This is a genomic window from Aeromonas sp. FDAARGOS 1409 (assembly GCF_019048705.1).
GTDB lineage: Bacteria > Pseudomonadota > Gammaproteobacteria > Enterobacterales > Aeromonadaceae > Aeromonas > Aeromonas sanarellii.
Genome location: NZ_CP077395.1, coordinates 944532 through 963317, shown reverse-complemented (window position 1 = coordinate 963317; position 18786 = coordinate 944532). Strand labels below are relative to the sequence as shown.

Below are 18786 nucleotides of genomic sequence, written 5' to 3'. Positions count from 1 at the left end.
GGACTCCTTGGGTGGGCGGCGCCCGATCAGGGCTTGCCGTGTTCGAAGTAGTAGCTGATCCGGGTGCGCGGGTTGAGGTACTCGAACACCGCGGGGGGCAGGCGTTTGGGGTGGATCACCTTGGCGATGGTCAGCCCGGCCTCGTCGAGGTCGATGATGGCTGCCTCCTGGCGCGGGATGCGGGGATCATACACCAGTACCGCGGGGTAGAGCAGGCGGGAGGCGTTGACCGACATCACCAGGCCCACCTGGCCGTTGGAGAGCTGCACCACGCTGCCCGGGGGGTAGACCCCCATCAGGCGGATCAGCATGCCGAGGTGATCGGCGTTGAACTGGGCCTTGCGCTGCTTGTAGAGGCTGCCGAGGGCCGAATAGGGCACCTTGGCCTGCAGGTGGCAGAGGTTGTCGTACTCGTTGATGAGGGAGACGATCTGGGTGAGGGGATCGAGCTGGGTGCCCCTGAGCCCCTGGGGCCCGCTACCATCCAGGTATTCGTGGTGGTGCTGCACGATGAGCTTGGCGGGATCCGGAAAATCCTTGGCCAGGCTCAGCAGCTCCAGCCCGTAGCGCGGGTGCTGGGCCATCAGGTTCAGCTCAGGCTTGGTGAGCGGCTCCGTCTTGCGCAGCAGCTGGCTCGGCAGCTTGAGCTTGCCGATGTCGTGGAACAGGGCCCCCATGCCGACCTGGCGGATCGCCTCGGCCGGCAACTTGCACTCCCTGGCCAGCAGCATGCTGAGCACGCTGACGTTGAGGGAGTGGAACTGGAGGCTGTTGCCGTCCGCGCTGTCCGACACCAGGTGCAGCACCATCTCGTCCACCGACAGCAGCTGCTCCGTCATGGCGTTGATCAGCTCCTGGGCCTCGTTGATGGCGTTGAGGGGACGGGACTGGATCTTGCCCATCAGGTTGCGCACCTGGGCCAGGGACTGGCGGAACTGTTTCTCGCACTGCTGCAGGTCGCGGCGATAGCGCTGCAACTGCTCGATGCGCCGGGTCTTCTCCTGCTCCATCACCTGCTGGCGGGCGACGAGCGCCTCGCCGTCCTCCTCGTGGGAGGTGTCCTGGCCGAGGGGCTTGGGGGGCGTGTCGCTCTTGTCGGGGATGATGGTGACCAGCTTGAGGCCGAGCCGACGGATCAGCTCTATCTCCTCCTCGCTCTTGAGCTTGAAGCTGGAGAACAGGAAGGGGTGTTCACGCCACCCCAGCGGCAGGGAGACGTAATTGCCGACTTGCAGCCGGTCGACCGAGATCTTGATTCCTGTCATGGGGTTGGGCACGAGAGACACACTGAGCCGTATGCTAGTCAAAGGCCGGGGTGAATACAAAAGGTATCTGATGACAGGATGAGCGCTTTATTATAGGCTTCTAGATGTCCAGACATATTTACCGATGCAGTACAGGGAGTCAGCATGCCGATCAAGATCCCGGACCAGTTGCCCGCCGCCGAAGTGCTGGGGCAGGAGAACATCTTCGTGATGACGGAATCCCGGGCCGTCACCCAGAACATCCGCCCGCTGCGGGTGCTCATCCTCAACCTGATGCCCAAGAAGATCGAGACCGAGATCCAGCTGATGCGAATGCTCTCCAACTCGCCGTTGCAGGTGGACGTGGATCTGCTGCGCATCGACGATCGGGAGTCGAAAAACACGCCCCAGGCGCACCTGGAGAACTTCTATCACGACTTCGAACAGGTGCGCGGCAACAACTACGACGGCATGATCATCACGGGGGCGCCGCTCGGGCTGGTGGAGTTCGAGGAGGTGATTTACTGGCCCCGCATCGTCGAGATCATCGAGTGGTCCCATCAGCACGTGACCTCCACCCTGTTCCTGTGCTGGGCGGTGCAGGCGGCGCTCAAGGCGCTCTATGGCATGGAGAAGCAGACCCACGGCGAGAAGCTCTCCGGGGTCTATCGTCACCACCGTCTCGACGAGCACGAGCCGCTGCTGCGCGGCTTCGACGACGAGTTCGTCGCCCCCCACTCCCGCTACGCGGCGTTCGACGGGGATCTCATCCGTGCCCACACCGATCTGCAGATCTTCGCCGAGTCCGAGGAGGCGGGGGTCTATCTGGCGGCGACCAAGGATTGCCGCCAGGTGTTCGTCACCGGTCACCCGGAATACGATGCCCTGACCCTGGACGGCGAGTACCGGCGGGATCTGGCGGCCGGCCTCTCCCCTGTGGTGCCGGTCAACTACTACCCGGACAACGACCCGGACCAGACCCCGCGCGCCACCTGGCGCAGCCACGGTCACCTGCTGTTTTCCAACTGGCTCAACTACTACGTCTATCAGTTGACCAGCTACAGGGTGGAAGACATCGGCAAGGTGTTCACCTACCAGCAGCCCAAGGGGCAGTAACGCCTCAGTCGGCCCCGGCCAGCCGCCGTCCCCGGGTGTCGAGCCAGTGGCGGTGGCTGGCCAGGGTGAAGGCGCGGGGCCGCCTGGCCCGGATGCAGGCCATGGCCTCCTGCTGGGGCTGGCCCTGGCTCATCAGCAGCAGGGCCGCCGCCAGCCCGGTGCGACCGCTCCCCCCGTGACAGTGAATGGCCAGGTGGCGCCCCTCCCGCAGCAGGGCGAGCAGCTCGGGCAACACCCTGGGCCAGGCCCGTTCGAAGGCGTCGTCAGGGGCCTGGTCGTCCGCGACGGGCAGGTGGAACCAGCCCATGCCTCTGGCCTCCACCCGTGAGCCGAGTGTTCCCATGCCGAGGTCGGCCAGCTCGGCCTGCGTCATCAGGGTGAGCACTCCGCCGGCACCGGCCAGCTGCAACTGGGCCAGAGCCTGTTCCATGGGGACCTGCTGGCTGCCGGGGCAGGGGGTGAGCAACAGCTGGCCGTCGAGGCGCAACACCTCCAGGCTCCAGAAGGGGTGGGCACTGAGCATGGGGGTCCTCGTGGTGGCTGGGATAGGCGGGATGGCTTGGCCTCCCGCTGGGGTGCGGCACAGCATAGGGGCGCCGGGGGCGATGTCAATCCGCGTTGTGTTCGTCCCGGTTTACGGGCAGAGTCTAAAAAAATCGAGCGATGGAAGGAGTAGAGATGAGAAACCTGGATCAACTGGACTTGGACATCCTGGCCCATCTGTTTCGCGATGCGGGCATGACCAACAAGGACTTGGCGGCCCTGGTCGGGGTGGCGCCGTCCACCTGCCTGGAGCGGGTGCGCAAGCTGCAGCAGGACGGGGTGCTCAAGGGGGCGCACTGCGAGGTGGACTACCAGGCCCTGGGCGGCCATATCCAGGCCATGGTCTCGTTGCAGCTGGCGCGCCACAGCCGCCAGATCATCGATGCGTTTCGCGACGCCATCCTGGCGCTGCCCGAGGTGATCAGCCTGTTCCACATGGGCGGCAAGGATGACTTCCTGGTGCACCTGTGCGTCTCCGACACCGAGCACCTGCGCAACTTCGTGTTCGACCACTTCACCTCCCGCGAAGAGGTGGTGCACCTCGAGACCTCCCTGGTGTTCGAGCACAGGTTCAGCCGCTCCCTGCCCTGCTTCCCCCATGCCTGAGTCTCCTTCGTCCATGGCGAGGGGTGAAGGTGCGCGAGGTGGCCTGACCTGCCTCCGGCGGCAGCCGGAACGGGCGGATCCGGGGCCAGCCCGGGCCACTACGAGATAAACGGCTGAAAAAACTGTGATCCTCCCGGCAAAGCGGGGAGGGTTGCTTGCCTATAATGGCGCCGAATTTCTCAATCGGAGCCGAAGGGATGCCGGTCTTTATCGATGTGGAATATCTGCGGGGATGGTGCCTGTTCGTGGTGCTCTCCGACGGCGTCACGGGCGTACTGGATCTGACCCCCTGGCGCCACCAGCCGCTGTTTGCCGCCATCGACACCGAGCGACGCTTCGCCCGGGTCTTCATCAATCGCCGCCACCAGCTGGAGTGGCCCGCAGGTTGCACCCTCTCGGCCCAGGAGGTCTATCACCTGATCCTGCCCATCGACGAGCGCGACGCCTTCCACGATCGCAATGCGCATTGAGCGTGGCCTGCTAACTCGTTGAGGCAGGTAACGTTTTCAGTCACAGACCCGCTCTGCTCCGGCCGTTATCATGGCCTCAAAGGCGGCGCCTTTTGCGCCGACACCACCACAGCGGGAAGATAACAATGAAACAAGGAACGTTACGTCGTGGCGGCCTGATCGGGGCCGCCCTGTTACTGACGGCTTGCGGCAGCGGGGGCGGTGGCTCCAGCACCGAGACCGAGCCACCGGTGGTCAATCCTGACCCCCCGGCTGCAGCCCGCGCCTGTTACGGGGATGATCAGCCGGCCTGCAACCTGCGCACCTACCAGGTGATGGTGGAGTCCTTCGTCGATGGCGACGGCAGCGCCAACTACGGCGTCGGCTACGGCCCCTCCCGGCACAACGGCGATCTGCAGGGGATCATCGACAGCCTGGACCACATCAAGAGCCTCAACGTCAACGCCATCTGGCTCACCCCGGTGTTCGACTCCTGCGCCGGCCAGGCCGGGGACGACCGGCTGGACGCGACCGGCTACTTCGCCTGCGACTTCTTCAACGTGGATCCCAACTTCGGCAGCAACGCCCAGCTCAAGACCCTGGTGGACGCGGCCCACCAGCGCGGGCTCCATGTCTTCCTCGACGGGGTGTTCGGCCACGTCAACAAGGTAGGGGTGAGCAAGCCCTCGCCGGAGGGTCGCCTGCCCGCCCTCAAGAGCGGTGGCGCCGGCTACCCGGGCCAGCTGGTGGACTACAGCCAGCCCGAGAGCCTGGCCTACTTCAAGGAGGTGGCCCGCTACTGGATCGAGCAGTACGGCATCGACGGCTGGCGCCTCGATCAGGCCTATCAGCTCGGCCTCGACGACTGGCGCGCCATTCGCACCGAGGTGGAGCAGGCCAGCGCGGCACGCAAGGCCGCCGGCCTGCAGTGGGGCACACTCGGTTACATGGTGGGGGAGGTGTGGAAGGGGGCCGACGACATCCGCAACGAGGCCTATGGCTCGAGCGACAACCCGGCGCTCTCCTCGGCGTTCGACTTCCCGCTGCGCTACGGCCTGGTGCAGGCGCTGGCGGTGGAGGAGTCCGGCAAGGGCGGGCAGGGGGCCAGCGTGCTCGATGCCAGCTGGAACAAGGTGGAGAACTACCCCAATCACGCCATGCCGAACCTGATGCTGGGCAACCACGATCTGGTGCGCTTCGGCGATCTGCTGGAGCGTGGCAACTTCAATGGGGCGGACTACTGGCAGCGCCACAAGGCGGCCTTCAGCTTCCTGGCGGCCCGCTCCGGCCCCATTACCCTCTACTACGGCGAGGAGTTTGGCGACGAGGTGCCGGGCTTTGCTGCCCAGGTGAGCGGTGACTGTGCGGCCCAGGGATTGTGCGACGATCACGTGGCCCGCAGCGACGGCAAGGTGCCCGGTGTCACCGGCTTCGTCCCGAGCGGCGAGCAGGCCGAGCTCAAGCAGTGGCTGAGCGAGCTGCTGGCCCTGCGCGCCAAGCATCCCGCCCTCTATCAGGGGGAGCGGGTCAAGCTGGTGGCGGACGGCAGCGTCTACGGCGATCTCAAGCAGACGGCGAGCGAGCAGATCGTCTACCTGCTCAACGTCTCCAGCACGCCCCAGAGCTACAGCCTGCCCCTGGCCAAGCTGCGCAGTGGCAGCGCCCTGGTGGATCTGCAGAGCGGCGAGCGCCTGACCCTGGGGAGCAGCAGCCTGACGGTGGACTTGCCGCCCCTGACCGGTCGCTTCCTGTTGCTGCAATGACGCCTGTCCCGGCAATGAAGAGGGCCCCGTTACGGGGCCCTTCCTGTTTCTGGCGGGTCAGGAGGCGCCCTGCCCCCGGTTCTCCAGCCGCAGGCGGAAGGCCCGGGCGAGGCGCTCGTAGAGGTCCTTTGCCTCCCTGTCTTCGATGTCGCCCCGGATCCAGGGGTTGTCGATGATCTCCAGCAGCACGCAGCCCTGGCCCTGCTGGCGCAGATCCACCCCGAACAGGCCGTTGCCGAGCTGGTGGACGGCGCGGCGGGCGGTCTGCAGCACCCGCTCCGGCACCTCGCTAAGGGGCAGCGCCTCGATCCGGCTCATGTCGAGGGGGTGCTTGCGGCGGCGGATGCGGTTGCCGGGCTCGGGCCGGTAGCGGCGGCAGGCGAACAGTGGCGAGCCGTCGAGGAAGCCGATGCGCCAGTCGAACTCGGCGGGGATGCGGCTCTGCACCAGCAGCAGGGCGGAGCGGGCCAGCCCCTCGTCCAGCAGACGGGCGAGCTGCTGCTCGTCGCTGGCCATGGCGAGATCCCGCCCCTGGGCGCCGTCGGGGATCTTCACCATCAGTGGCAGGCCGAGGCGCTGCACCAGCTCGTCCACGTGCTGGCGGCCGCGCCGGGTCACCACCATGGTGGGGGGCATGGGGACGCCGCTGCGCACCATCAGCTCGTAGAGGTAGAGCTTGTTGCTGCAGGCCAGGATGGCGCGGGAGCTGTCGATCACCGGCATCTTGAGCTGCTCGGCACGGCGGGCAAATTCGAAGGTGTAGTGGCCCACCGCGGTCTCGGCGCGCAGCCAGAGGGTGTCGAACTCCGGCAGCCGCTCGATGGCCGAGGGGGCCAGGATCTCGGCCCGGATCCCCTGGGCGGCGGCCGCCTCGATGAAACGCTCGAGCGCCAGGGCATCGCTGCTGGCGCGACCATCCCCCTGATCCACCAGGATGGCGAGCTGGTAGCGCGGCGCTGCCTGCCCCTCGTCCTCCGCACCGGCCAGGGCCTGGGCGTGCTGCACCATCAGCGCCTTCTCGCTCGGGCTCAGCGCCAGCGGTGACAGGCTCTCCTGCTGGCGCACCGACCAGCCGTGGCGGCCGCGTTTGAGGGTCAGCTCCTGCAGCGGCAGCTGGCTCAGGCCGTAGTAGTAGCGGGCCAGCCCCGCCAGCTCGCTCTGCTCGCACTGGCCGAAGATGGCGCGCACCCGGATCCTGTCCTCGCTCTGCTGGGCCAGCCAGCCCTGCAGCTTGCGCCAGAGCTTGGCGGGGGGCTGCTGGGGTTGCAGCCGGCTGATGGCCTGCAATCCCGGCAGGCAGTGGTGGCCGCGGGCCTGGGCCAGCAGGGAGCAGTAGTAGCCGGCGCTCAGGTGTTCCAGCGAGCGGCAGAGGTTGATGATGCGGGGGCGGCCGCCTGTGGTGGGCAGGCCGTGCTGCAGGTAGGTGCGGGCGGTCAGCAGATAGTCGGCATGGCAGGGCCAGTCGCCCGGCTCCTCGACGATGACATAGGTACTCATATTTTCGGCTCCACAGAAAGGGCTGCCAGAAACGGCAGTATCCCCAGTGGGCTTCGATGCACCGACAAGCACGACAATGGCGCGAGGGGAAACAAGAGGTTACAGTGCCTAATATTCTGCCTTGGTAACTTGTGATACAAGTCGCATTTCTGGTGCTGAGGATAAATAACCGAACAAGGACTCCCCGTGTTGACCGTGCGCGTCGCCCGAACCGACGATCTGGGCGCCATCGTGAAGCTGGAACGCTACTGCTTTCCCCCCGAGGTCGCCTTCGGCCGCAGCCGCTGGCACTATCTGCTCAATCAGGCCAAGGGGCGCACCCTGCTGCTGCAAGACGAGAAGGCGCAGGTGATGGGCTATTTGAGCGTGCTGGAGCACAAAGGCTGGGATCGCCTCATCATCCAGACCCTCGCCATCCGCTGGACGGTGCGCCGCCAGGGCTGGGCACGCCGCCTGCTGGAGCAGGTGATCCGGGAAGGCCGCGAGGCGGGGTGGGGGACCATCCGGCTCGAAGTCGCCGACGCCAACCTCGAGGCCAGAACCCTCTATCAGGGGCTGGGGTTTCGCCCAAGGCTACGGCTGCCGGACTACTACGGGCCCGGCCAGCATGCCCACCGCCTGGTGCTGGTGCTGGATGACGAGGGGCAGGACCCATCATGAGCTGCGAGGATTGCCTGGCCACGGCCATCAGGGCCAGGCTGGGGCGCTGCCCGGTCTGCGCCGTCCAGACCCTTCTCACCGGGGTCGTCGGCTGGCTGGTCTGGTGGTGGTGCGGCGCCAACACCTCGGTCAACGCCCTGACCGGCCTGCTGTTTGCGCTCGGGGGCTCGGGTCTCTTCCTGCTGCATCTGGCGGCCTTTGCATGGCGCAAGCTGGCGAAGCGAGACAGATAAGGTGCTGATTTTTCAAGAAGACAAATAACAATGGAGGTTCACATGATTGCAATGGTAACGGGCGCCTCGTCCGGCTTTGGTGAGGCCATCAGCCGTCTGCTGGTGAGTGCCGGCCATCGGGTGATCGGCACGGGTCGCCGCGCCGAACGGCTGGCCGCCCTGGCCGAGGAGCTGGGCGAGCAGTTCCTGCCCCTGGTGTTCGACGTGCAGGACAAGGCCACTACCCATGCCGCCATCGCCGGGCTGCCGGCCGCCTGGCAGGAGGTGGATCTGCTGGTCAACAACGCCGGTCTGGCCCTGGGGCTGGAGCCCGCCCACAAGGCAGATCTCGAGGACTGGGAGCAGATGATCGCCACCAACGTCAGCGGCCTCACCCTGATCACCCGCTTGCTGCTGCCGGGCATGGTGGCGCGCAACCGCGGCCACGTCATCAACATCGGCTCCATCGCCGGCACCTACCCCTATCCGGGTGGCAACGTCTACGGCGCGACCAAGGCCTTCGTGAAGCAGTTCAGCCTCAACCTGCGCGCCGATCTGGCGGGCACGGCGGTGCGTGTCACCAACGTGGAGCCCGGCCTGTGCGGCGGCACCGAGTTCTCCAACGTGCGCTTCCACGGGGACGATGCCAAGGCAGCCACCGTCTACCAGGGGGTGCATGCCATCCAGCCGGAGGATATCGCCAATACCGTGCTCTGGATCAGCGAGCAGCCCGCCCACGTCAACATCAACAGCATCGAGATCATGCCGGTGGCCCAGACCTTCGGCCCGCTGCATATCAGCCGCCGCTGAGGCCGGTCTGGTGATTCACCAACCCAAGAGAGGCGCCCTTCGGCGCCTCTTTTTATGGCGCCGCTGCCGGGTGCCGTCGCCCTGGGTTGTCTGGCGCGCGCTACTCAAGTTGGCCCGCAATTTGCTGCACCCTGGCCATGGCGGGGCGAGGGGCCCCAAAGTCCGGTGCGACCGGCAGTCAGCGTGGAGTCTTCATGGATATCAAACCCTATGGTCAGCAGCTCGCCCAGAGTGCGTCCCAGAGCCGTGCCCTGGCCACCCTTGGCGACAGCGACGACAAGCAGAGCGGCTGGTCTCAGCAGGTCAGTCTCTCCAGCCAGGCGCTGACCGGCAAGGCGCAGCAGGCCCTCACCTATGAGCATCTGGCCAGGAATGGCAAGAGTGCGGCCCTGACCGGCGGCGTCAAGGATGCGCGGGTGCAGCAGATGGTGGACAAGGCCCTGGGCTTCGATCGCAAGAAATTTGACGATCTCGAGAGCCAGATCAAGCGCCTGGCCGACGACAAGACGCTCTCGGACGAGGAACGGGAGAGTCAGACCCAAGGGCTCACCGAGCAGCGCGATGCCATGCTCAAGGCGGCCATGGATCGCCTCACCGGCAAGTCGTCGCCCGTTCAGGCGTGACGGGATTGGCAAGGCTGGCGCCAGGGGACAAGGCGTCGAGCTCCTGGGGGCGCCGGGCCGGATAAAGCAGGGAGGGTCGCGGCCCTCCCTGCCCAGGGGGGATCAGGGCTGTTTCGGCGCTATCCCGATGGCGATGGCCGTGGTCTGCACCGCCTTGATCTGATCCCCCTTGGCGATCAGGGCGAACTGGGCCGGATCCTTCACCTGGATGCTGAGGGTCTTGTCCACCCCCTTGACCCTGATGGTCTGCTGCGCCTTGTCGACGTCGATGACGTCCGCATAGATGGTCACCTGCATGCCGGCGCCCGCCGCCGGTTGTTCTCCCGGAGCGGCCTTGCCCCCTTCCACTTCCACCACCCGCTTTCTCACCCCGGCGGTGCCCTTGAGCAGCGTCAGATCCAGCAGTTGCAGGTATCGCAAGGCCACTACGTCCCCCACCTTGAGGTTCTGGAGGTTGGCCACCTCTTCCCCGGCGACCAGATCGAACGCCTTGCCTTCGGCGTTCTTGAGGCTGACCTTGCGGCTGGCCAGGTCGATGGCGGTCACCGTGGCTTCGGCGGTCAGCTCTTCTGCCAGGCTGGCCTGGCCCGGGGTGACCGCCACATTGGTGGTCACCTGGGCGGCCTGTATCAGGGGATGAGTGCAGAGGGCGAGCGCTCCGGCAATCCATGCGTGCTTCAGTTTCATGATTGAGACCCTGTGGCTGGGAACGGGACCCCGAGAGGGGTCATGACGGCGGGAAGGGCGACACGCCGCTCCCCGCTACCAACATAGCAAAGTCGCACCTGAGTACCATCATGCCGGATGCAGGTCATCGCCGTTTTGACGGCGCGCTCTCGTTTTGACCTGGTGGCACGGCGGGCGCACAATCCCCCTGCATGCATTCAACCGAGGGCTCTGCCGTGTACAACTTCCAATATGCCAACCCCACCCGCGTCTGTTTCGGCGAGGGCCAGATCGCCAGGCTGCCCGAACTGATCCCGGCCGGCAGCCGCCTGCTGGTGCTCTACGGCGGCGGCAGCATCAAGCGGAACGGGGTCTATGAGCAGCTGACCCAGGCGCTGGCGGGGCGGGAGTGGCAGGAGTTTCCCGGCATCGGCGCCAACCCCCAGTACGATCAGCTGATGGAGGCGGTGGCCCTGGTCAAGCGCGAGCACATCGACTTCCTGCTGGCGGTCGGCGGTGGTTCCGTGGTGGATGGCAGCAAGTTCGTGGCCGCCGCGGCCTGCTTCGAAGGGGCGGACCCCTGGGAGATCCTGCTGCACAAGGCCCCCGTCGAGGCGGCGTTGCCGCTCGGCTGCGTGCTGACCCTGCCGGCTACCGGTTCGGAGAGCAACCCGGCCGCGGTGGTGAGCCGTGGGGAGGCCAAGCTCTCCTTCATGAACCCGCTGGTGCAGCCGGTGTTTGCGGTGCTGGATCCCACTACCACCTACAGCCTGCCGCCGCGCCAGGTGGGCAACGGGGTGGTGGATGCCTTCGTTCACATCATCGAGCAGTACCTCACCTTCCCGGTGGGGGGCGAGGTGCAGGACCGACTGGCGGAAGGGCTGTTGCAGGTGCTGGTGGACAACGGCCCGCGGGCGCTGGCGGAGCCCGCCAACTACCAGGTGCGCGCCAACCTGATGTGGGCGGCCAGCCTGGCGCTCAACGGCCTCATCGGGCGCGGCGTGCCGCAGGACTGGTCCACCCACGCCATCGGTCACCAGCTCACCGCCCTGCACGGGCTGGATCATGCCCAGAGTCTGGCGGTGGTGCTGCCCTCGTTGCTGCGCGAGCAGGCATCCCAGAAGCAGGAGAAGCTGGCTCAGTTCGCCGAGCGGGTATGGCACTCCGGCCGCGAGGACAGGGCGCTGCGCATCGAGGAGGCGATTATCCGCACCGAGCAGTTCTTCCGGCAGATGGGGGTGGGCACCCGGCTCGCCGACTACGGCCTGGATGCGCGCTGCATCCCGGGGATCTGCTCCAACCTCAAGCGCTTCGGCCTGACGGCGCTTGGGGAGCAGCAGGACATCGACCCCGACAAGGTAGCCAGGATCCTTTCCCACGCGCTTTAAGTCAGGGGGCCAGCGCCTGGCAACCATAGTGGCGTGGATCCTCTTCCACACCCTCTGATCACTGGCTGATCAACGAAAAAACGCCCCGATCATCGGGGCGTTTTGCATGGTGTTGCCTGTCGCACAGCCGCTTATTCGGCGCTCTGGTCCAGCTCGCGCTCCAGCGCCGCCGCCTTCTGGCGGGCCGGGTGGGTGTTGAGCCGCTGCCAGTAGGCCTGCAGGTGGGGGAAGTGCGCCAGCTGGCCGTTCTGGGCCAGCAGGTCCACCAGGAAGGAGTTCAGGATGTCGGCGCCGGTGAGGCGATCGGCCACCAGGTAGCGGCGGCTCGCCAACACCTCATCGAGGTAGCCCAGCACCTTGGCGCACTCGGCCCTGGCGTAGCCCGGCAGGAAGCGCATCGGGCTGCCATCCTTTCGCACGAAGATGTCGAGCAGCAGCGGCAGTATGCCGGAGCTCTCGGCGAAGTGGAGCCACTGCAGATATTCGGGATACTCCGGGCTGTCGGGGGCCGGCGCCAGCCGCTCGGGGGCGTGGCGGGCGATCAGGTATTCGGTGATGGCACCGGATTCCGCCAGCACCCGGCCGTCAAACTCGATGACAGGTGACTTGCCGAGGGGGTGGATGGCCTTGAGCTCGGGGGGCGCCATGAAGGTGGCGGCATCGCGCTGGTAGGCCTGGATCCGGTAGGGCAGGCCCAACTCTTCGAGCAGCCAGATGATGCGCTGGGAGCGGGATTTGTTCAGGTGGTGCAGGACTATCATGAAAACCTCGACGGGGTGACGGAAGGGCATGATACGCGCCGGTACTGAAACTGGTTCACCGGCTCACAGAAGAAAAGAGCGGGGCTGCCCCCGCTCTGCTGCTGGCTCAGGCCTCCAGCGCCTGATCCAGGTCCGCCAGTATGTCCTCGATGGCCTCGATCCCCACCGACAGCCGGATCATTTCCGGCTTGACCCCTGCCTTGGCCTGCTCCTCTTCGCTCAGCTGGCGATGGGTGGTGGAGGCGGGGTGGCAGGCCAGGGACTTGGCATCCCCGATGTTGACCAGCCGCTTGAAGATTTTCAGGGCATCGTAGAAGCGCACCCCCGCCTCGTAGCCCTCCTTCAGACCGAAGGAGAGGATAGCCGAGGGGCGGCCGGCCATGTACTTCTCCGCCAGCGGGTAGTGGGGGTGGCCCGGCAGGCCGGCGTAGCTGACCCAGGCCACCTTGGGGTGATGTTTGAGGTGATGGGCGACCCGCAGGGCGTTGTCCACGTGGCGCTCCATGCGCAGGCTGAGCGTCTCCAACCCCTGCAGCAGCAGGAAGGCGTTCATGGGGGCGAGCGCCGCACCGGTATTGCGCAGCGGCACTGTGCGCACCCGGCCGATGAAGGCCGCCGGCCCAAAGGCCTCCGTATAGACCACCCCGTGGTAGGAGGGCTCGGGCTGGGTGAGCTGGGGGAAGCGCGCGGCGTGGTCCGCCCATGGGAACTTGCCCGAGTCGACGATGACACCGCCGAGGGAGTTGCCGTGGCCGCCGACATATTTGGTCAGGCTGTGCACCACGATATCGGCGCCGTGTTCGATGGGTTTGCACAAGACCGGAGTGGCGACCGTGTTGTCGACAATCAGCGGCACGCCGCGGGCATGGGCGGCCTTGGCCAGGGCGGCGATGTCGACGATGTTGCCCGCCGGGTTGCCGATGCTCTCGCAATAGACCGCCTTGGTCCTGTCGTCGATGAGGGCGGCGATGGCCTCGGCGCTGTCATCCCTGGCGAAGCGCACCTCGACCCCGAAGCTCGGCAGCATGTGGGCAAACAGGGTGTAGGTGCCGCCGTAGAGCTGGGGCGTGGAGACGATGTTGTCGCCGGCGGCGGTCAGCGCCTGGATGGCGTAGGTGATGGCGGCGGAACCCGCCGAGACCACCAGGCCGGCGATCCCCCCCTCCAGGGCGGCCATCCGCTGTTCCAGCACGTCGTTGGTGGGGTTCATGATGCGGGTGTAGATGTTGCCCGGCACCGCCAGATTGAACAGATCCGCCCCGTGCTGGGCGCTCTCGAACTCGTAGGCCACCGTCTGGTAGATGGGCACGGCCACCGCCCTGGTGGTGGGGTCGTTGGCAAAGCCGTGGTGCAGGGCCAGGGTCGCATCTTTCATCACACACTCCTTGTTGGATGTCGCCATTATGGATGGATAGACGTCCAATCTAGCAGGCTCGGCGCCGATGTAAACCACCCAATCCGGTAAAGCAATGCCGGCACGGTGCGGTGGCCATGGGGCCTGTCCGGGGCGGGGTCAGAGGCGGCGGCGATACTTCCTGTCGTCTATCTGGTGCATGTCCCACTGCATCAGGCGGTTGAGCTGGCTCATGGGGTCCTCGATCAGGGTCAGGGGACGGGGCAGGATCCGCAGGAAGTAGCGGCGCAGGGTCTGCTGGATCCGGTTCGGCTTGGGGGTGACGGCTTGGCTCATGATGGTGCTCCTGTGCTGTGGTGTTCACGTTCGCCAGCAGTATTGAGCTAAAATGAGGAAGTAAAAACTGATGACTTTTCTCACAAGGATTTCCTCTTTTATGCCCAGCAGCCGCCTCTATCAGCAGTTTCAACGGCTCGCCCAGCAGCTTGGCGGCGACGAACGGGAGACAAGCCTTGCCGAGGTGGCGGAGCTGCTCTGCTGCACCCCGCGCAACGCCCGCCTGCTGCTGCGCCGCATGCAGGAGCAGGGCTGGCTCGACTGGTCGGCCGAGGCAGGACGGGGGCGGCGCTCCCGCCTCACCCTGCTGGACAACCAGGAGAGCCTGACCCGCCGCCGGCTGCGGGAGCTGCTGAGCCAGGGCCAACTCGCCCAGGCGGTGCGGCTGGCGGAAGATCGGCTGGACCTGCTCACCCCGCTGCTCATCGAGCAGCTCGGTCAGGCCACCCGGGAGGGGCGCCAGATCCTGCGGGTGCCTTACTACCGGCCGCTGCCGCGCCTGCTGCCCACCGACCCCCTGCGCCGCTCCGAGGTGCACCTGAGCCGCCAGATCTTCAACGGCCTGACCCGACGAAATGAGGAAAATGGGGAAATCGAGGGGGATCTGGCCCACCACTGGGAGTGCCTGGGCCCCTGTCACTGGCGCTTCTACCTGAGGCCGGCGGTGCGCTTCCACCACGGACGCGTGCTGGCGGTGGAGGACGTGATGGAGAGCCTGCTGGCCTTGCGGGATCGCCCCTTGTTTGCCCATCTCGCCCGGCTGGAGAGCCCCTGGCCGCGCACCCTGGATCTGCACCTTGACAGCCCGGATCCCCTGCTGCCGCACCTGCTGGCAGAGCCGGTGGCCGCCATCCTGCCCCGCGAGCTCAAGGGGGAGCCGGGCTTTGCCCTGCAGCCGGTGGGGACAGGCCCCTATCGGGTGACCACCAACGATCCCCTGCACCTGTGCCTTGAGGCATTCGACGACTACTTCGGCCTGCGGGCCCTGCTCGACGAGATCGACATCTGGATGCTGCCGGAGCTGGCGGATCGGCTGGAGAGCCACCTGAGGCTCGGTAGCGACAGCCCGGAACTCGGCACCATGCGCGGTGAGTCCGAGCTCGAATCGGGCTGCTACTTCCTGCTTCAGGACGACAGATCCCCCCTGCTGCAGGATCCTGCCCTGCGCCAGTGGCTGAGCCGGCTGTTCAACCCCATCGCCCTGATGGCGCGGGTCGCCCCCGAGCTGCAGCGGGGCTGGACCAGCGCGCTGGGCCTGCTGCCCCACTGGCGCGAGACCCAGCCCGCCCCCGAGCCCACGCCGACCCGTTTGCCGGAGCGGCTGGTGCTGGCCTGCTTCAACCAGCACCTGGAGTTTGAGGAGTGCGCCGGCGCCATGGCCGGCCTGCTGGCAGAACAGGGTATCGCGCTCGAGGTGCGCACCCTGGATTACGGCCGCTGGGTGAGTGGGGTGGACGAGGACGTGGATCTCTGGCTTGGCACCCTCAACCTGGAGCACGAGCACGCCTTCGCCCCCTACGCCTGGCTCCAGGGCACCCCCTTGCTGCGCCGGGTGTGGGGGGGACGACAGGCCCTGTGGCAGGGATTGACGCAGTGGCGTGCCAGCGGCGTCGAGCCCGGCCCGCGCGCCCTGCTGGCCGAAGTGCAACGCCAGGGCTGGTTCGTGCCCCTGTTCCACCACTGGCTGGAGTTGGAGAGCCGGGTCGGCGTGCACGGCGTGCGGATGACGGCCCTGGGTTGGTTCGATTTTCGCAGCGCCTGGCTAAGGCCCGAGCAGGGCATGGCGGCGCCGGAAACCGGAGAGGGCTCTCAGCCGAAGCGCGGGATGCTTGAGTCCTGAGGATGGGCGCGCTAGCCTGTGCGCGGTCCCACGACAAGGAGTCGACATCCATGCTGGAAATGCAGATCCAACCCCGTTTTCAAGAGACGGACGCCCTCGGCCACATCAACAACACGGTGCCGGCGGTCTGGTTTGAATCGGCCCGCGACCCGCTGTTTCGCCTCTTCTCCCCCGAGCTGGACGTGCACGACTGGCATCTGATCATCGCGGGCTATACGGTGCAGTTCAAACGGGAGCTGTTCTATGGCCAGCAGGTGTCGATCAAAACCGGGGTACGCCGCATCGGCACCAGCTCCTTCACACTCTGGCAGGAGGCCTGGCAGGGCGGCGAGCTGGCGGTGACCGCCGAGACGACCCTGATCCATTTTGACTACCGGACCCGCCAGTCCATCCCCCTGAGCGAGGCTCACCGGGAGGGGCTGCGGGCCTGGTTGGTAGAGAGTTAATCCGGCCTTCTGGCCCATCACAGGACAACTATGCGCAACACCCTGATCGCTCTCACGCTGGGACTCTGCTCCCTGCCTTCCCTGGCCGCCACCCTGGCCGAACAGTTCACCCTGATGGAGAAGGGGGCCGAGGGCGCCCTCGACACCCGGCTGTTCAGCCACGACGGCGTCGACATCAAGGCCTGGGTCGACGGCAAGCCCGTCATCATCGCCGTTCCCATTCTGAACGAGCAGGGCAAGCAGGAGGGGGAGAGCCGCTACTACTTCAAGGGGGGCAAGCTGTTCGGGGTCAAGGAGCCCGCCGCCCAGTTCGCCTTCGATGACAAGGGCACCCTGACCCAGTGGCTCGACGACAAGGGCCAGCCGGCGGAGTTCGTCAGCAAGATGAGCATGCAGCAGCGGGAGGCCTGGCTTACCAGGCGGGCGGCCGAGCTGGGCAGGCTGTTTGCGCCTAGCCCTGCCGAGGAGCAGGCCGCCAAGGGCGTCAAGCTGAAGGGGGCCGAGCTCGCCCACTGGCTCTGCAACGGCAAGCTGATGGCGCTCGCCGGGGGAGACAAGGTGACCTTCGAGCAGACCAGGCTCAAGACGAGTGCCGAGGGTATCGAGGGGGAGGTCTCCCTGCGCCGGGAGAAGGGGTGGCAGGATCTCTGCCTCACCTGCGAGGTGCAGGGCGCCCGGGTGACCCGCCTCACCTGGCAGCCGCTGCCGGGCGCCAACAAGCCGCTGTAAGTACGGTTGCAGCATGAAGCAAGGGGGCCCAGATCTGGGCCCCCTTTTTATTTATTGCGGTGACGATTCGCCCAGCCTGAGCCGGGCGAGGGCTTCCGCCCGCCGCCACTGCGCTGGCTCGAACCAGCGCGCCAGTATCTCCGGTTGCCGGTCGGCCCGCGCCTCGGCAGGCAGCGGCGCCAGCTCCGCCAGGTAGCCGGCCAGTTGCCGCTCGAACCCCTGCTGGCTCTGCGCCAGCTGGTGCAGCCGATCCGCCGCCTCCGGCCCCAGCCGCTCCCGCAGCACGGCGTCGCGCTCGGCCGGCGCGACCAGCTCCAGGCGCCGCAGATCCCCGAGCAGGCGGCCGTTGGCCTCCGCCTCCCGAAACCATTGGGGCTGCTCCGCCAGCCAGAGCTCTAGTTCGCTGGCCAGCAGCGGCTTGTCGGCATCGCCAGCCTCCGCCAGCGCCTTGCGCCTCAGGGTCCACTGCTCCATCAGCCTGTCTTCGGCAAACAGTGGCTCCTGCTCGGCTGGGGAGAAGTGCTGTCGGCGCAGTCGCTCGCGCTCGTCGAACAGCTGCTGCAGGCTGGCAAGGCCAGGATCCGTCGGCACCGTCAGCCCACCCTCCGCCCTCAGAAACTGCCGGTAGCGGGCGAGCATGGGGTCTGCGTCCCCCGTCTCCCCCTGCGCCAGCCGCTGGGTCAGCTGGTGGCGCAGGCTCCCCTGCTCGGGGGCCGCCGCCAGATCAGGGGCAGGTTCGGGCCAGAGCAGGAGTGTGCCCAGCAGGGCCGCGGCCAGGGAGAGGCTGACCAGCAGGAGCCGTCTCATAGCCCCAGCCTCTGCAGGCGGTTGGCGTGCTGGCGATACAGGGTCACCGGGTCGGTATCGAACAGGTGGTGGATGCCGAACGACTGGTTCACCTCGTCCAGATGGTTCATCCGGTAATCGGTGCCGATCACCTTGCCGAGGTGACTGCTGCAGACCCCGACCAGGCCGTCATTGGGTTCGCCGAAGAAGGTGCCGGTCAGCGCCAGCGCCGGATCCACCGGATCCAGGATATTGGTCATGTTGCCGCGCCCGCTCCAGGAGAAGTAGTAGACACCGTTGGCGGCCAGCATGGGCCCTTCGCCACAATGCTGGCTGGGGAGCCCCTCCGGATAGCGCTGGTTGAAGCGCTGGGCGCCGGCGCTGGTGAGGGCATCGAGGGAGGCGAGGGGATCCTGGGGGAGGTCGGCGCCTCCGGAGAGCAGGGAGATGACCCCGGAGAGTGCCGAGGCTGCGGCCACCGCCAGCGTTTCTGCCGCCGAGCCCGGCGCCACCTTGGCACGCACCAGGTCGGCGATCTCAGAGCCCTGGTTGACCCCGCCCACGCTGGTGGCGGAGGCGACCAGCTCGGGGGCGACCGAGGCCACGTAGCGAATGGTGGGGCCACCGTGGGAGTGGCCGATGAGGTTTACCTTCTCCGCCCCCGTGATGGCGATCACCTGCTGCACCTGCCTGAGCAGCTGCTCGCCGCGCAGCTCCGAGCTCTGGGTCGCCGAGACTTGGGCCACGTAGACCCTGGCGCCATCCCGGGTCAGGGCCTGGGGGATGCCGTAGAAGTAATCGACTCCGAGCAGCTTGTCGAAGCCGAACAGCCCGTGCACCAGCACTATGGGGTAGCGAGTCTGGGTATAACCCGCGCTCTGGCCTAGCATGGGCAGGGCGCACAAGAGCACCAACAACCATCTCTTCATCTTCACCATCCTTGTGAAAGTCGGCTGC

General features: G+C 66.7%; 21 protein-coding genes. 12 read left to right on the top strand and 9 right to left on the bottom strand.

All coding sequences use genetic code 11. The features are described from left to right. Positions 1-26: 26 nt before the first annotated feature. Positions 27-1265 (bottom strand): HD-GYP domain-containing protein, encoded by a 1239-nt coding sequence (locus I6L39_RS04575; protein WP_216991161.1) that lies wholly within the window; start codon positions 1263-1265, stop codon positions 27-29. Between the two features lie 144 nt (positions 1266-1409). On the opposite strand from I6L39_RS04575, the gene metA reads away from it, so the two are divergent. Then, positions 1410-2360 carry a homoserine O-succinyltransferase gene (gene metA / locus I6L39_RS04570; RefSeq protein WP_042077510.1) on the top strand — a complete coding sequence of 317 codons (951 nt, stop codon included), beginning with the start codon at positions 1410-1412 and terminating at the stop codon, positions 2358-2360. A 4-nt stretch (positions 2361-2364) separates the two neighbouring features. On the opposite strand, the gene I6L39_RS04565 is transcribed toward metA, so the two are convergent. After that, positions 2365-2883: a tyrosine-protein phosphatase gene (locus tag I6L39_RS04565; RefSeq protein ID WP_216991160.1), complete on the bottom strand. Its 519-nt coding sequence runs from the start codon at positions 2881-2883 to the stop codon at positions 2365-2367. A 155-nt stretch (positions 2884-3038) separates the two neighbouring features. Between I6L39_RS04565 and I6L39_RS04560 the strand changes: the two genes are divergently transcribed. From I6L39_RS04560 to I6L39_RS04550, 3 genes are all read left to right on the top strand, one after another. Beyond that, positions 3039-3509, top strand: coding sequence for an Lrp/AsnC family transcriptional regulator (locus I6L39_RS04560; RefSeq protein WP_042077514.1), 471 nt, complete (start codon positions 3039-3041; stop codon positions 3507-3509). Between the two features lie 197 nt (positions 3510-3706). Then, positions 3707-3979, top strand: coding sequence for a DUF2442 domain-containing protein (locus tag I6L39_RS04555; RefSeq protein ID WP_042077515.1), 273 nt, complete (start codon positions 3707-3709; stop codon positions 3977-3979). 125 nt (positions 3980-4104) lie between these two features. Further along, entirely contained in the window at positions 4105-5721 is a 1617-nt protein-coding gene (locus I6L39_RS04550; RefSeq protein WP_216991159.1) for an alpha-amylase family protein, read from the top strand. 57 nt (positions 5722-5778) lie between these two features. Here I6L39_RS04550 and I6L39_RS04545 read toward each other — a convergent pair whose 3' ends face one another. Next, positions 5779-7218 (bottom strand): RimK family protein, encoded by a 1440-nt coding sequence (locus I6L39_RS04545; RefSeq protein WP_216991158.1) that lies wholly within the window; start codon positions 7216-7218, stop codon positions 5779-5781. 186 nt (positions 7219-7404) lie between these two features. On the opposite strand from I6L39_RS04545, the gene I6L39_RS04540 reads away from it, so the two are divergent. The 4 genes from I6L39_RS04540 (at position 7405) to I6L39_RS04525 (ending at position 9523) form a co-directional block, all read left to right on the top strand. Beyond that, positions 7405-7878: a GNAT family N-acetyltransferase gene (locus I6L39_RS04540; RefSeq protein ID WP_216991157.1), complete on the top strand. Its 474-nt coding sequence runs from the start codon at positions 7405-7407 to the stop codon at positions 7876-7878. Further along, positions 7875-8111: a DUF3624 domain-containing protein gene (locus tag I6L39_RS04535; RefSeq protein WP_216991156.1), complete on the top strand. Its 237-nt coding sequence runs from the start codon at positions 7875-7877 to the stop codon at positions 8109-8111. Before I6L39_RS04540 ends, I6L39_RS04535 begins: the two co-directional genes overlap by 4 nt. 42 nt (positions 8112-8153) lie before the next feature. Continuing rightward, positions 8154-8900, top strand: coding sequence for an SDR family oxidoreductase (locus I6L39_RS04530; protein WP_216991155.1), 747 nt, complete (start codon positions 8154-8156; stop codon positions 8898-8900). Positions 8901-9094: 194 nt separating this feature from the next. Next, complete coding sequence (locus I6L39_RS04525) at positions 9095-9523, top strand: hypothetical protein (protein ID WP_042077531.1); 429 nt, start codon at positions 9095-9097, stop codon at positions 9521-9523. A 102-nt stretch (positions 9524-9625) separates the two neighbouring features. On the opposite strand, the gene I6L39_RS04520 is transcribed toward I6L39_RS04525, so the two are convergent. After that, positions 9626-10210, bottom strand: a complete 585-nt coding sequence (locus I6L39_RS04520) for a phage major tail tube protein (protein ID WP_216991154.1) — start codon at positions 10208-10210, stop codon at positions 9626-9628. A 191-nt stretch (positions 10211-10401) separates the two neighbouring features. Here I6L39_RS04520 and I6L39_RS04515 point away from each other — a divergent pair, with 191 nt between their 5' ends. Next, entirely contained in the window at positions 10402-11577 is a 1176-nt protein-coding gene (locus tag I6L39_RS04515; RefSeq protein WP_216991153.1) for an iron-containing alcohol dehydrogenase, read from the top strand. Between the two features lie 131 nt (positions 11578-11708). Here I6L39_RS04515 and I6L39_RS04510 read toward each other — a convergent pair whose 3' ends face one another. The 3 genes from I6L39_RS04510 to I6L39_RS04500 all read right to left on the bottom strand — a co-directional run bounded on the left by I6L39_RS04510 (position 11709) and on the right by I6L39_RS04500 (position 14028). Further along, complete coding sequence (locus tag I6L39_RS04510; RefSeq protein ID WP_216991152.1) at positions 11709-12338, bottom strand: glutathione S-transferase family protein; 630 nt, start codon at positions 12336-12338, stop codon at positions 11709-11711. 106 nt (positions 12339-12444) lie between these two features. Beyond that, on the bottom strand, positions 12445-13713 hold the full coding sequence (locus tag I6L39_RS04505; protein WP_216991151.1) for an O-acetylhomoserine aminocarboxypropyltransferase/cysteine synthase family protein: 1269 nt from the start codon (positions 13711-13713) through the stop codon (positions 12445-12447). Between the two features lie 138 nt (positions 13714-13851). After that, positions 13852-14028 (bottom strand): hypothetical protein, encoded by a 177-nt coding sequence (locus I6L39_RS04500; protein WP_216991150.1) that lies wholly within the window; start codon positions 14026-14028, stop codon positions 13852-13854. 100 nt (positions 14029-14128) lie between these two features. Between I6L39_RS04500 and sgrR the strand changes: the two genes are divergently transcribed. From sgrR to I6L39_RS04485, 3 genes are read left to right on the top strand one after another with little or no spacing between them, the layout of a single operon-like run. After that, positions 14129-15868, top strand: coding sequence for an HTH-type transcriptional regulator SgrR (gene sgrR / locus I6L39_RS04495; protein WP_216991149.1), 1740 nt, complete (start codon positions 14129-14131; stop codon positions 15866-15868). A 50-nt stretch (positions 15869-15918) separates the two neighbouring features. Further along, a complete protein-coding gene (locus tag I6L39_RS04490) occupies positions 15919-16314 on the top strand; it encodes a thioesterase family protein (RefSeq protein WP_042077546.1) in 396 nt (131 codons plus the stop codon). Between the two features lie 30 nt (positions 16315-16344). Next, positions 16345-17043 carry a hypothetical protein gene (locus I6L39_RS04485; RefSeq protein ID WP_216991148.1) on the top strand — a complete coding sequence of 233 codons (699 nt, stop codon included), beginning with the start codon at positions 16345-16347 and terminating at the stop codon, positions 17041-17043. Between the two features lie 51 nt (positions 17044-17094). On the opposite strand, the gene I6L39_RS04480 is transcribed toward I6L39_RS04485, so the two are convergent. Both I6L39_RS04480 and I6L39_RS04475 read right to left on the bottom strand, forming a co-directional pair. Then, positions 17095-17850, bottom strand: coding sequence for a lipase secretion chaperone (locus I6L39_RS04480; protein ID WP_216991147.1), 756 nt, complete (start codon positions 17848-17850; stop codon positions 17095-17097). After that, positions 17847-18758 carry a triacylglycerol lipase gene (locus tag I6L39_RS04475; RefSeq protein ID WP_216991146.1) on the bottom strand — a complete coding sequence of 304 codons (912 nt, stop codon included), beginning with the start codon at positions 18756-18758 and terminating at the stop codon, positions 17847-17849. Before I6L39_RS04475 ends, I6L39_RS04480 begins: the two co-directional genes overlap by 4 nt. Between the last annotated feature and the right edge of the window lie 28 nt (positions 18759-18786).

Bases quoted from the DNA above. Each gene is read 5' to 3' on its own strand.
- I6L39_RS04575 (WP_216991161.1), bottom strand. From the start codon at position 1,265: ATGACAGGAATCAAGATCTCGGTCGACCGGCTGCAAGTCGGCAATTAC.
- metA (WP_042077510.1), top strand. From the start codon at position 1,410: ATGCCGATCAAGATCCCGGACCAGTTGCCCGCCGCCGAAGTGCTGGGG.
- I6L39_RS04565 (WP_216991160.1), bottom strand. From the start codon at position 2,883: ATGCTCAGTGCCCACCCCTTCTGGAGCCTGGAGGTGTTGCGCCTCGAC.
- I6L39_RS04560 (WP_042077514.1), top strand. From the start codon at position 3,039: ATGAGAAACCTGGATCAACTGGACTTGGACATCCTGGCCCATCTGTTT.
- I6L39_RS04555 (WP_042077515.1), top strand. From the start codon at position 3,707: ATGCCGGTCTTTATCGATGTGGAATATCTGCGGGGATGGTGCCTGTTC.
- I6L39_RS04550 (WP_216991159.1), top strand. From the start codon at position 4,105: ATGAAACAAGGAACGTTACGTCGTGGCGGCCTGATCGGGGCCGCCCTG.
- I6L39_RS04545 (WP_216991158.1), bottom strand. From the start codon at position 7,218: ATGAGTACCTATGTCATCGTCGAGGAGCCGGGCGACTGGCCCTGCCAT.
- I6L39_RS04535 (WP_216991156.1), top strand. From the start codon at position 7,875: ATGAGCTGCGAGGATTGCCTGGCCACGGCCATCAGGGCCAGGCTGGGG.
- I6L39_RS04530 (WP_216991155.1), top strand. From the start codon at position 8,154: ATGATTGCAATGGTAACGGGCGCCTCGTCCGGCTTTGGTGAGGCCATC.
- I6L39_RS04525 (WP_042077531.1), top strand. From the start codon at position 9,095: ATGGATATCAAACCCTATGGTCAGCAGCTCGCCCAGAGTGCGTCCCAG.
- I6L39_RS04520 (WP_216991154.1), bottom strand. From the start codon at position 10,210: ATGAAACTGAAGCACGCATGGATTGCCGGAGCGCTCGCCCTCTGCACT.
- I6L39_RS04515 (WP_216991153.1), top strand. From the start codon at position 10,402: ATGCATTCAACCGAGGGCTCTGCCGTGTACAACTTCCAATATGCCAAC.
- I6L39_RS04510 (WP_216991152.1), bottom strand. From the start codon at position 12,338: ATGATAGTCCTGCACCACCTGAACAAATCCCGCTCCCAGCGCATCATC.
- I6L39_RS04505 (WP_216991151.1), bottom strand. From the start codon at position 13,713: ATGAAAGATGCGACCCTGGCCCTGCACCACGGCTTTGCCAACGACCCC.
- I6L39_RS04500 (WP_216991150.1), bottom strand. From the start codon at position 14,028: ATGAGCCAAGCCGTCACCCCCAAGCCGAACCGGATCCAGCAGACCCTG.
- sgrR (WP_216991149.1), top strand. From the start codon at position 14,129: ATGCCCAGCAGCCGCCTCTATCAGCAGTTTCAACGGCTCGCCCAGCAG.
- I6L39_RS04490 (WP_042077546.1), top strand. From the start codon at position 15,919: ATGCTGGAAATGCAGATCCAACCCCGTTTTCAAGAGACGGACGCCCTC.
- I6L39_RS04485 (WP_216991148.1), top strand. From the start codon at position 16,345: ATGCGCAACACCCTGATCGCTCTCACGCTGGGACTCTGCTCCCTGCCT.
- I6L39_RS04480 (WP_216991147.1), bottom strand. From the start codon at position 17,850: ATGAGACGGCTCCTGCTGGTCAGCCTCTCCCTGGCCGCGGCCCTGCTG.
- I6L39_RS04475 (WP_216991146.1), bottom strand. From the start codon at position 18,758: ATGAAGAGATGGTTGTTGGTGCTCTTGTGCGCCCTGCCCATGCTAGGC.